This window comes from Cyclobacterium sp. 1_MG-2023 (assembly GCF_030546805.1).
Lineage (GTDB): Bacteria > Bacteroidota > Bacteroidia > Cytophagales > Cyclobacteriaceae > Cyclobacterium.
In genome coordinates this window covers 291,577-303,188 of the sequence record NZ_JAUOPC010000005.1, presented here as the reverse complement: position 1 = coordinate 303,188, position 11,612 = coordinate 291,577, and the positions used below count along the sequence as shown (strand labels likewise).

Annotated in this window: 13 protein-coding genes; 11 read left to right on the top strand and 2 right to left on the bottom strand. The window is 38.7% G+C overall.

The genetic code is table 11. The features are described 5' to 3' along the window. Positions 1 to 18 precede the first annotated feature (18 nt). The 10 genes from Q4534_RS10020 (at position 19) to atpG (ending at position 6,955) form a co-directional block, all read left to right on the top strand. Positions 19 to 888, top strand: a complete 870-nt coding sequence (locus tag Q4534_RS10020; protein WP_303613033.1) for a M23 family metallopeptidase — start codon at positions 19 to 21, stop codon at positions 886 to 888. A 2-nt stretch (positions 889 to 890) separates the two neighbouring features. Further along, positions 891 to 1,310, top strand: coding sequence for a polymer-forming cytoskeletal protein (locus Q4534_RS10015; RefSeq protein WP_303613032.1), 420 nt, complete (start codon positions 891 to 893; stop codon positions 1,308 to 1,310). Then, on the top strand, positions 1,276 to 1,509 hold the full coding sequence (locus Q4534_RS10010) for an AtpZ/AtpI family protein (protein WP_303613031.1): 234 nt from the start codon (positions 1,276 to 1,278) through the stop codon (positions 1,507 to 1,509). Before Q4534_RS10015 ends, Q4534_RS10010 begins: the two co-directional genes overlap by 35 nt. 44 nt (positions 1,510 to 1,553) lie before the next feature. Further along, entirely contained in the window at positions 1,554 to 1,943 is a 390-nt protein-coding gene (locus Q4534_RS10005) for a hypothetical protein (RefSeq protein WP_303613030.1), read from the top strand. A gap of 18 nt (positions 1,944 to 1,961) precedes the next feature. Further along, complete coding sequence (gene atpB / locus Q4534_RS10000) at positions 1,962 to 2,984, top strand: F0F1 ATP synthase subunit A (protein ID WP_303613029.1); 1,023 nt, start codon at positions 1,962 to 1,964, stop codon at positions 2,982 to 2,984. A 41-nt stretch (positions 2,985 to 3,025) separates the two neighbouring features. Continuing rightward, entirely contained in the window at positions 3,026 to 3,283 is a 258-nt protein-coding gene (gene atpE / locus Q4534_RS09995; protein ID WP_014019206.1) for an ATP synthase F0 subunit C, read from the top strand. Positions 3,284 to 3,362: 79 nt separating this feature from the next. Further along, positions 3,363 to 3,857: a F0F1 ATP synthase subunit B gene (gene atpF, locus Q4534_RS09990; RefSeq protein WP_303613028.1), complete on the top strand. Its 495-nt coding sequence runs from the start codon at positions 3,363 to 3,365 to the stop codon at positions 3,855 to 3,857. Between the two features lie 10 nt (positions 3,858 to 3,867). After that, positions 3,868 to 4,428 carry an ATP synthase F1 subunit delta gene (gene atpH, locus Q4534_RS09985; RefSeq protein ID WP_303613027.1) on the top strand — a complete coding sequence of 187 codons (561 nt, stop codon included), beginning with the start codon at positions 3,868 to 3,870 and terminating at the stop codon, positions 4,426 to 4,428. 34 nt (positions 4,429 to 4,462) lie between these two features. Next, positions 4,463 to 6,040 (top strand): F0F1 ATP synthase subunit alpha, encoded by a 1,578-nt coding sequence (atpA, locus tag Q4534_RS09980; RefSeq protein WP_303613026.1) that lies wholly within the window; start codon positions 4,463 to 4,465, stop codon positions 6,038 to 6,040. 45 nt (positions 6,041 to 6,085) lie between these two features. Then, entirely contained in the window at positions 6,086 to 6,955 is an 870-nt protein-coding gene (gene atpG / locus Q4534_RS09975; RefSeq protein WP_303613025.1) for an ATP synthase F1 subunit gamma, read from the top strand. A 293-nt stretch (positions 6,956 to 7,248) separates the two neighbouring features. On the opposite strand, the gene Q4534_RS09970 is transcribed toward atpG, so the two are convergent. Beyond that, entirely contained in the window at positions 7,249 to 8,184 is a 936-nt protein-coding gene (locus tag Q4534_RS09970) for an SGNH/GDSL hydrolase family protein (protein WP_303613024.1), read from the bottom strand. A gap of 70 nt (positions 8,185 to 8,254) precedes the next feature. Then, the gene (locus tag Q4534_RS09965; RefSeq protein ID WP_303613023.1) at positions 8,255 to 9,364 is read right to left on the bottom strand and encodes a hypothetical protein; all 1,110 of its coding nucleotides are present in this window, start codon (positions 9,362 to 9,364) and stop codon (positions 8,255 to 8,257) included. A gap of 486 nt (positions 9,365 to 9,850) precedes the next feature. Between Q4534_RS09965 and Q4534_RS09960 the strand changes: the two genes are divergently transcribed. Beyond that, positions 9,851 to 11,260 carry an alkaline phosphatase PhoX gene (locus Q4534_RS09960; protein ID WP_303613022.1) on the top strand — a complete coding sequence of 470 codons (1,410 nt, stop codon included), beginning with the start codon at positions 9,851 to 9,853 and terminating at the stop codon, positions 11,258 to 11,260. Positions 11,261 to 11,612 lie beyond the last annotated feature (352 nt).

Here is an 11,612-nt window from a genome sequence, read left to right as displayed (position 1 = left end):
ATCTTAAACAAGTGTCAATTGAGCCTTAAACAGAAAATAAACGACTGGATAGAAACCAAGTTCCTGATTGTAATTAGAAAGGAGGAAGACTTCTCGGTCATTACCTCCTTTAATATTACGAAAGTTAGGGTAGGATTATTGTTCGTGCTAGTTTTCATGACCTGCTTTGTGATATCTTTGTTTTTATCAAAGACCTTATTGGCCAGATGGTTCGATCCTGTTTATATAGAAACAGAAAATATGGTTAAAATTCATACCTTGTCTGAATCCATTGATTCACTCATTATGGAGGTTGAAGCCAAAGATCAATATGTTAAAAATATTCAGAATGTTATTTCCGGGGAATTTGAAAACAACACACCGGATGCTCCCGATACAGCAAGCAAACAAGTGGTAAATAGGGGAGAAATTGACCTGTATAAAAGTAGTGATGCTACCAAGGAAATTATTGGGGAGTTTGAATCCCTGCCTCTTGAGGAATCGAGTTTTGGAAGGATAAGTAGTGGGTCTTTTACCGATAACTATTTCTTCCCCCCTGTTAAAGGAGTGGTTTCGAGTGGTTTTGCTTCCGGCCAAAATCATTTTGGCGTGGATGTAGTTGCTGCCGAAAATGAGCCGGTGAAAGCCATTGCTGATGGGACCGTGATTTTCTCTAGCTGGACGTTAGAAACCGGTCATGTAGTAGCAGTACAGCATTCGAATGAATTGATTTCTATTTACAAACATAATTCTGTAATATTGAAAGCTATTGGAGACCCTGTTCGTGGTGGGGAAATAATATCCATAATAGGAAACACCGGTGAACAGACTACCGGGCAGCACTTGCATCTTGAGCTGTGGTACAGAGGAAATCCACTAGATCCTCAAGAATTTATTACATTTGATTAGTTATGGCAAAAAATACTGACGATAAGAAAAATACCACAGAGTTGGTTACTTCAAGTAATCTTGTGGCATTAGGAACAGTAATAGTAGGCAATATAGGTTCTCAAGGAAATATCCGAGTAGAAGGTACTGTGGATGGATCCTTAGATTCCCAACAAAAAATTATCATTGGCGAGTCGGCCAAGGTTAATGGAGATGTTAGGGCCGGAGATGTGGAGATTTCCGGAGAGATCAAAGGAGATATTTACTGTTCAGATTCCCTTTACCTAAAAAAATCAGCCCTGATCTATGGTGATATTTATACAAAAAAATTAATCATAGAGGATGGAGCTGAGTTCAATGGTAAATGCAATATGGGCAACAATAACCAACTAAAAGTGGAAAGAAAAGATGGGGACACCAAAAAACAAGCCTCCTCAAACTGAGCCTCCGGTGTATGTTAAATACTTCGGCCTGGCTTTTCAAATGTGTGCCATCATTGGTCTTGGTAGCTATTTGGGGTATAAGCTACATTTAAAGAGCAATATGGAATTCCCACTTTACCTGTTATTGGGCTGTTTTCTTTCTACAGCCATTGCTTTTTATCAACTCTTCAAGTCTATTTCTCCTAAGAAAAATAAATAAGGGCAAATTTGTCTTTATAACCTCTTCCTATATATTTCATTCAGATGAAGACATTATTTAAAAACCCATTGTTGGGCTTGGTCTTTTTTTCATTGTTTCTTTTGGCAATTATTTGGCTTATCGAACAAGTCTTTCCAGGTCCATGGCTGCATACCTTAATATATACAATACTTTTATTTTTTGCGGTTCTCACAGGAGTTACAGGATTTTTGGCTGAAAAATTGATGAAATTAGAAGCATTCACTAGTGTTTCTGTCATTTTGGGAATGACCATAATTAGATTATTTTGCTGTATTATCTTTGTTTTTTTTATATTATGGCTAGGTCACGAAAATTTACTTTGGTTTGTTGTTGATTTCTTTGTGATTTATTTGTTGTACTTATTGTTTGATATGTACGGCTTAATAACTAATTTGCGCCTTCATTCGAAATAGGCAATAAAAATTGTTTTGATGGTCCGCAAATTAACCAGGTTAAGTATCTTATTGTCAGTAATTTTACTGACAATTTCTGCAGCAGCAATGGCTGCCTCCGGTGGTGATGAAGATAAAACAAGCTTCATCATGCATCATGTTAAGGATTCCCATGAATGGCATTTTGCCACCATAGGACATACACATGTAACACTCTCCCTTCCTGTTATTATCTATTCTTCTGACAGGGGTATTGAGTTTTATTCCTCTTCTTCATTTGTAGATCCCGAAACACATCATTTCGGTGTTGAGCACAATGGGTACTATATAGATGACCATGATAAGCTTAAGGCAGTTGATGAAAGTAGGTTTTTTATTGATCTTAGCATTACAAAAAATGTGGCCATGTTGTTTTTGATATTGGCCGTGACGCTATACCTTACATTGTCTGCATCCGGATATTACAAAAAGCATCCAAACAAAGCACCAAGAGGAATTGCTTCTTTTATTGAGCCAATTGTTCTTTTTGTCCGAGATGAAATTGCAAAGCCTAATATTGGCCCGAAATACAAAAAATTTACCCCTTATCTTTTGACCCTATTTTTCTTTATATGGGTTGGGAATTTATTGGGTTTGGTGCCGGGAGCAGCCAACCTTACAGGAAATATAGCTGTAACGTTATCCTTGGCGATAATCACTTTTTTCATTACCAATTTTAATGGTAATAAAGAGTATTGGAAACATGTGGTGGCTACCCCTGGGGTACCGCTTCCACTATTGTTGGTAATTGTTCCTGTAGAAATCATTGGTTTGTTCACCAAACCTATTGCACTTACTGTTCGATTGTTTGTGGCGATAACCGCAGGTCATATTGTTATCCTAAGTTTTATTGGATTGATCTTCATATTTGAATCCTACGCAGTAGGCGTGGCATCTACATTTATGGTAGTATTTATCAATGTGATAGAATTATTGGTGGCTACCATTCAAGCTTATGTATTTACTTTATTCTCTGCCATGTATATCGGTTCCGCTGTAGCTGAGCATGGGCATGAGCATTAATTATGAAATTCTTTGTTCAATTAAATTAAATAAAAACGAGTATGTTAACTTCATTATTATTGACTGCCGGTTTTGCACTTATGGGTGCGGGTATCGGTGCCGGAATTGTTGCGATAGGCGCAGGTCTGGGTATTGGTAAAATCGGTGCGCAAGCCATGGAAGGTATTGCACGTCAACCTGAAGCAGCTGGTAAAATTCAAACTGCAATGTTGATCATCGCTGCTCTTATTGAAGTAGTTTCCTTGTTTGCTGTAGTAGTTTGTCTACTTATTGCACTTAATGGTAATATTACTTTCTAGAAAAAATTGGACCGGCATTAGGCCGGTCCTTTCTTAATTATTGAACAAAACTGATCTTTAGCTTAAAAAAATACACAAAATGGATTTGATTAGTCCTGAATTAGGTTTGATTATTTGGCAACTAATAGCCTTTGCCATCTTATTTTTCATTTTAGCCAAATTTGCATGGAAGCCAATTCTCTCAGCACTTGATGAGAGAGATAGTACCATTGAGGCATCCCTTAATGAGGCTGAAAAAGCAAGGTTGGAAATGCAAAATCTAGTAGCCGACAATGAGCGTTTATTGCAAGAAGCCCGTGTTGAAAGGGATGAGATATTGCGATCAGCCAATGAGTTTGCCACCCAAACCATGGAGATATCCAAGGAAGAGGCAGCTAAAGCAGGAGCGAAAATGATCGAAGAGGCCAAAGCTGTGATTGAAACTGAAAAACAGGCTGCATTGACAGATGTTAAAATTCAAGTTGCTGAACTTTCTTTAAAAGTTGCTGAGAAATTGATGAGACAAAATCTTGCTACCGAAGCTTCTCAGAAAGAGTTGGTAGAAGAATTTGTGAAAGATATTAAATTAAACTAATCTACTCGGAATGTCAGCATACAAAGTAGCATCTCGTTACGCAAAATCACTGCTGGAACTTGCAGTAGAGAAAAAAGAATTGGATCAGGTAAAGTCGGATATGACAACCATTTTATCCTTAAATGCTGGGGATTCATCTTTTTCAGACATGGTTAAAAGCCCTGTCATAAGTTCTGTTAAAAAATTAGCGGTTTTAAAGTCTTTGATAGGTAAAGATGCCTCTGCATTGACTTTGAAATTTTTCGATTTAGTGGTAGAGAAAGGTCGTACCGAATTTCTCCCTGAAATGGCTACTGCATTTCTAAGGTTATACAATGATCACCTGGGAATTCAAACGGCTGAGGTGGTAAGCACCATCCAATTGGATGACGAATTGCGAAACTCTTTTAAGGGTATTGTTAAAGAAGTCTCCGGAAAAAATGAAGTGAATCTCATTGAAAAGATTGATCCAAATTTAATAGGTGGTTTTGTCCTTAAGATAGGTGACAAACAACTTGATGAATCAATCAAAAGTAAATTACAACAGTTGCATCTGGACCTTACCCAGAACCTGTATGAGAAAAAATATTAAGAAATTAAGCTGTAATCAATAATACTATACAATAATGGCAGATGTAAGACCAGATGAAGTTTCGGCAATATTGAAAGAGCAACTCTCGGAAGCCAAGACTCAAGCAGAATTGGAAGAAGTGGGTACTGTACTCCAAGTTGGTGACGGTGTAGCCCGTATTTACGGACTCTCTAAAGCGCAAGCTGGTGAGTTGATCGAATTTGAGAATGGTTTAAGAGCCATGGTTCTCAATTTGGAAGAAGACAATGTTGGTGCTGTACTCTTTGGAGACGCTAAGTCGGTAAAAGAAGGAGATACCGTCAAAAGAACCAAAAGGATTGCCTCCATTAATGTAGGTAATGGTATGTTAGGAAGGGTTGTCAATACCTTAGGTGTTCCTATCGATGGAAAAGGTGCTTTAGAAGGAGACCTTTACGAAATGCCTCTTGAAAGAAAAGCCCCCGGTGTAATCTACCGTCAACCTGTAACTGAACCTTTACAAACCGGTATCAAATCTATTGATGCCATGATTCCAATCGGAAGAGGGCAACGTGAATTGATCATTGGTGACAGACAAACAGGTAAAACTGCTGTTGCGATTGATACCATCCTTAACCAGAAAGAATTTTACGACAAAGGTGAGCCTGTATTCTGTATTTATGTAGCCATCGGTCAGAAAGCCTCAACAGTTGCCAATGTGGTAGCCGCTCTTGAAAAAGGTGGTGCTCTTCCTTATACAGTAGTTGTAAGTGCTTCTGCTGCAGATCCTGCGCCGATGCAATTCTTTGCTCCTTTTACAGGTGCCACTATTGGTGAATTTTTTAGAGATACTGGAAAGCCTGCTTTGGTGGTTTATGATGACCTTTCCAAACAAGCAGTAGCTTACCGTGAAGTTTCTTTGTTGCTTAGAAGACCTCCGGGACGTGAAGCCTATCCTGGTGATGTATTCTACCTTCACTCCAGATTATTGGAGAGAGCAGCTAAGATTAACTCTTCTGATGAAATTGCAAAGCAGATGAATGACTTGCCACCTTCCTTGGCACCTTTGGTAAAAGGAGGAGGATCATTAACTGCCCTGCCTATCATTGAAACGCAAGCTGGTGACGTTTCTGCCTATATTCCTACGAATGTTATTTCCATTACTGATGGACAAATTTTCTTGGAAACCAATCTATTTAACTCAGGTATCCGTCCTGCCATTAACGTAGGTATATCTGTATCTAGGGTAGGTGGTAATGCACAAATCAAATCCATGAAAAAAGTAGCGGGTACATTGAAGCTTGATCAAGCTGCATTCCGTGAATTGGAGGCTTTCTCTAAGTTTGGATCTGATCTTGACCCTACTACCAAGAGAACAATTGAAAGAGGTAGAAGAAATCAGGAAATACTAAAACAAGGACAATATTCTCCTGTTCGAGTAGACCTTCAGGTTGCAATCATCTACGCTTCCTCCAGAGGCTTGCTAGACAATGTTCCTGTAGGAAAAGTTAGGGATTTTGAAAAAGATTTTTACAATCTTATCACCGCTCAATACCCTGAAGCCCTTACAGCGATCAATAAAGGAGACCTAAATACTGCAGGCGATTTGCTTAAAAAAGCTGTTGAGGAGTTGGCTCCGAAATACTCAGCTTAATTAGCACTGGTCTTAAACAGTATATAAGAAGGATATAGAATAATTATGGCGAATCTAAAGGAAGTAAAAGAAAGGATCAATTCGGTAAGCTCTACCCAGCAGATTACCAAAGCTATGAAAATGGTGGCGGCTGCTAAACTGAGAAGGGCACAAGAAAAAATTGTGCAGATGAGACCCTATTCTCAAAAGCTAACTTCCATCCTAAATAATATTTCTTCAGGAGCTGAAGGAGTGTCTGACATTGTATATGCTCAGGAACGTAGTGTAGCCAATCTTTTAATCGTACCCATAACTTCTGATAAAGGTTTGTGTGGTGCTTTTAATTCCAATATTATTAAAGCTACGAATGTTGTAATCAAAGAGCATCAAGGCGAAAATATCACGGTGATGCCCGTAGGTAAAAAGGCCCATGATTTCTTTAAGAAACAAGATTATACTTTGGTTTCAGATCATGCAGGATTGTTTGAAAACATTACTTTCGAACCTGTTAAAGAAGCCGCTGAATATGTTATGGAAAGTTTTGTGAATGGGGATTTCGATCAGGTGATTTTGGTCTATAACCAGTTCAAAAACGTAGCTACCCAGCTTGTTGTGAAAGAACAATTCTTACCGATTGCTAAAATGGAAGAAGAGGAAAAGGATATATCTCAACAGGACTATATCTTTGAACCTTCCAAGGATTATATCATTGAAGAGTTGGTGCCTAATTCCTTGAAAATTCAGTTTTATAAGGCCATTCTTGACAGCAATGCTTCCGAGCATGGCGCTAGGATGACTGCCATGAGCAAAGCAACAGATAATGCTGCAGATCTATTGAAAGATTTGAAACTTGTATATAATAGAACCAGACAAGCTGCTATTACCAACGAAATTCTTGAGATCGTTGCGGGAGCAAATGCGCTCGAAGGTAAATAGTAAGTGAGCACTTAAATATTTGAGAAGCCGGTTGCTTACGCAACCGGCTTTTTTTATACACCTATTTTAAGGAAATGGATTAATAACCTAAGGGGTAGGTAATGCGCTTATATTGTCTAATACAGGTATTTACAGGAGGTCTTTGCCTTATTTCGCAGCTTTTAAACCTAAGGGTAAACAGCACGAACCCAAATTTATGGTCTGTCAATCCTTTGTATTGGTTTCAGCATCTTAGGGTGAACCCTACAATAAATACTGGCAATATCACTTCAAATTTGTCAAGACTTTTCCGGTTATTTTTCCCGAATAAGCTTGTTGATTTTTTGAAGGATTGCTTTCCTTTTTATTTGGGCCTCCTCCCACGCTAACCCTTCTCTCATACCCGGCCGCTTGTGACCAATATGATTCAATAGGGCATCTTTAGTAATGGCTTGTCTCTCTTTTACAAGCGATAACACTTTTAACCCATGATTGAATTTCTCAAAAACATCCGAAGGTTTATCCTCCGTAAGGTAATCTATTTCGCCAATACCTAACAACAGGTTACTGGCCATTATCCAATGTCCCAGATCGGCAGGATGCACCCCGTCCTTTGCCAGTTCAAAAGAAGGGTTTGTTTTTCTTTGGCCCTCTAGATATTTTCTCATTGGCCAATGAATATCGATGACTTTCCAGTCTTCAGTATACTGCTGACTAAGCAACCAAGAAGCGTAAATATCTAAAACGTTAGCATAAGCTGCCCCTTTCTTTGGATCGTATACAGGAGGTGTGCTGTGGATGATGTCTGCTCCAATGGCCTTTGCTTTCTCATGTAGCTTTTTCTGTCCCTTCTGATAGGCTTCAAATCGCTCCTTGTCAAAAGGAAGATAGATCCCGTCATTCATTCCATAATTAGAAAAAATCAAATCAGGTTTCAATTCATTAAGTACCCTATCCAATCTTTCATGCAGGTCCGGTCTAGGGAACTTCCCTCCGGCATGGCCTTCTTCTGAGAGTCCAGAAACTGTTTCACTCGGAAGTCCTACATTAATAAAATCCCATTCCCTATCAGGATATGTAAGCCTCAAATAACTTTCTACATAATCCACATATTGACCTGAATAGGTTATGCTGTTTCCCAGGAAAACTATTTTTTTTACCGAGGGAGAAATTTCAAAGGTTTCCTGTGCTTGAAGGTTTGAAAGAAGCATCCCACAGAGGAGAATTCCGAGAATAGTTTTAAGTGACATTTGAAGTTTTTATGATAATTGAAAGGAGGTACAATATACCTAAAATTAGTTTATTTCCGTATTAGATCAATTATGGATTGATCTGCTTTTTATCAATCAGCGTTTTGCACAACTTGGCCAGGTCTTCTTCAATTATTTCTCTTTCTTTTTGATTTTCATTTAATTTCTTCATTAGCTTTTTTAATTGAAAGTCCGGTTTTACAGCCATTATTCTGGAAAAGAAGCTTGCAAAAATAAATCCCTCCCGTGCTTTCATCAGTAGAGCCCTAAGTTTATAACCTCTTGAAAGTTGGGTGATCTTGGCCACCTTTACCAGTCTTATGGACCTGACAAAGGAAACGAATGGAAGTAGTATGATTAGTAAGTCAATCCAGTTTCTTTTGATATAGGAAAATTTGTTATCCGTGATCGCAATCAATAGCAAAAATTCAAAGGCAAAAGCAAACCAGATAAAACCTTGAATCAAACCTAGCAGTAAAGAAAGGTCGGTGTTTAGAAAATTTTCAACCTCTTCATAAAATTGCCACTCAATTAGCAATACCGGGATAATTAATAAAGCAATAATAATCATGGGTATTGAGAATTGTGTTTTTAAGTGATTGTATAATCCCTCATTACACTTTGACCAATTATAAAATGGTAACCATATTTTTTCCGGTTCAACCAAGTTGCGCTGGCCAATAGCTATTGGCGGAAAAATCAAGCAAAATAGTTTTCTAATCAACGAACTCTGAGCAATTTTTACTTTGCCCGTATAAGCCAAAACCAGCACGACAAGGGCATCCAAAATGTAAAAGGTCCACAGACATGCGTATATTATTGCCATTCCTGAAATAAAGTTGGAATACTGTAAGGTTCCTTCTTCGTAAGAAAAGTTGTTGATGATGGCCGCGGAGATGATAAGCATGATGAAGGAGACGATGAATTTTGGCCAGGCGATCCAATTTTGGTAACTGGTCAAATGATTCACTGAGCGAACCTTGAGGTTTGTTTGCAATGAGGTGTCTCGGGAGGATTTTATTTGAAGCAAGAGGGAATACTCTTCGGAAATTGCCCCTATGGGGGCAAGCAATTTCTCCCTTTCCAATAGGTATTCGATCTGTGCAATGACAAATGGATTTTGACAGTGATGCAGTGCAGCCATTAAAACCTCTTTTTTATCATTTTTTATTTGTGCCATAATTAGTTGGTTGAGATACAAAGGTAATTGCTAGCCATTGGAAGCCCAAAAGGTAGGAGAGGCCTAGAAAACTTATATTGGATTCAGTTAGCTAGTAATTTTTAAAGGGGCTTGCCTGTCTAATGGATTTAATAATTTAGTTTGTCTGGTTTTTCTGCCGCTATTAAACATGGTCAAATGGTTAAATTTTAGGTGTTTTTCAGGGGGTAAATAATAATAAATACATAATGAAGATTTTGAATATTTGTGATGGTAAAAGATTTAGATTACAAGAAATTTGCTAGGTCAGGAGTACTCAATTGCCCCTAAAGTTCTATTAGGTTGAGCTAAGGGGTTGATTTTGACCGTTAAAGGATAAAGGATAGGTATTTCTTTTGATATTTATTAAACTGCTTATCCATTGTAAGGGGAGAAATCCTTTTTGAAAAACGAGGTATGATTCTGGATTTTAGCGTATAGTAAGTAATAACCATTTGTAAATTTTATATGAATCCATCTAACAAAGACACACGAAGAAAATTTATTAAAACCTCTGGAATGGCTACACTTGGCTTTATGGGGTTGTATCAGTTTATTAACCCCAATCAAGTTTTGGGTAAAACTGCATCACCGGCTACCTTGGGCTATGGGCCATTAAAGAAAGATCCCGCTGGTATTTTAAATTTGCCTGAAGGATTTTCATATAAAATTCTTACAACCAAGGGAGATAAAATGGACGATGGGTTTTATCTACCCGGGGCATCAGATGGTATGGGGGCTTTTCAAGGAAAAAATGGTCGTACCATAGTCGTCCGAAACCATGAACTTAGCCCTGATTCATTAGAAAACTCAGGTTTTGGAAAAAACAATGAGTTGGTGGATAAAATTAGTTCCAAAGATTTTTATGATTTTGGGAAAGGTTTATTACCGGGCTTGGGAGGTACTTCAACCTTTGTATACAATGAGAATACCGGGGAACTTGAAAAACAATATATAAGCTTGGCGGGAACCGTCAGAAACTGTGCAGGTGGAATTACTCCATGGGGTACTTGGCTTACTTGTGAAGAAAGCACCTTGAAAATAGGGGATTATGAGGGCCGTTTGGAAAAAGACCATGGCTATGTATTTGAGGTGCCGGCATCTGAGGAAATCAAAAGAGCCAAGCCACTACCTATTAAGGCTATGGGTAGGTTCAATCATGAGGCGGTAGCTGTAGACCCTGCTTCAGGAGTGGTTTACCTTACAGAAGACCGGGGAGACAGTATATTTTACAGGTACATCCCTAATAATCCGGGCAAACTTCATAAAGGAGGAAAATTGCAGGCCCTTGTTATTTTGGGTGAAAAAAGCAGGGATACCAGAAACTGGGAAGACAGTGAAGGTCCTGAGTTTCCGCTAATGAAAAAGCATAAAGTGACTTGGGTTGACATTGAAAATGTGGAAAGCCCGGAAGATGACCTTCGCTTCCAAGGATTTGACAAAGGAGCCGCAGTTTTTGCCAGAGGAGAGGGTATATGGTATGGAGACAAGGAGGTTTACTTTGCCTGTACCAATGGTGGTAAAATTGGCGCAGGTCAGGTGTTTCGTTACACCCCAAGTCCGGATGAAGGAAAACCGGAGGAAAAAAACAGCCCCGGAGAGTTGACCCTATTCGTAGAGTCTGAAGACAGGGAGATTTTGAAAAATTGTGATAACCTGGCAGTGGCTCCTTGGGGAGATGTGATTTTATGTGAAGACCACAAGCATCCTTTCCTAGTAGGTGTTACCCCGAAAGGAGAATTGTATCACTTGGCAGAGAATATAGGCTTTGAGTCTGAGTTGGCAGGAGGAGTGTTTTCACCTTCCGGAAAAACTTATTTTGTAAACATTCAAGGACCGGGAATTACCTTGGCCATTACAGGGCCTTGGAAATCTTAATAAGCTAGATTAATCAAATGCCTCACTTTCGAATATGGTTGAAGGTGGGGCATTTTTATTTATTGACAGGTTGAGAAAGGAGACTTCTTCAGCGGTACCCCAAAATAGGCAGTAAATCTTCTATTTCGTGCTTAAATCGCTTCACTATCAGGGGCTTCGTTGTTGATTTCAATTTCACCATAGTGATGCTATGATAAAACCTCTCAAACAGCCTGATTTTTTCGCGATTGCGATGTTCCCTGAGAAAGTTCAGGAAATCCTTCTGTAAAAATAGGATTAAAATCGATGTATTTTGGGAAGACAAAACAATAAGGCAACCAATGCTAAGGAAGTGAGAGCGTGGTAAAAGGGT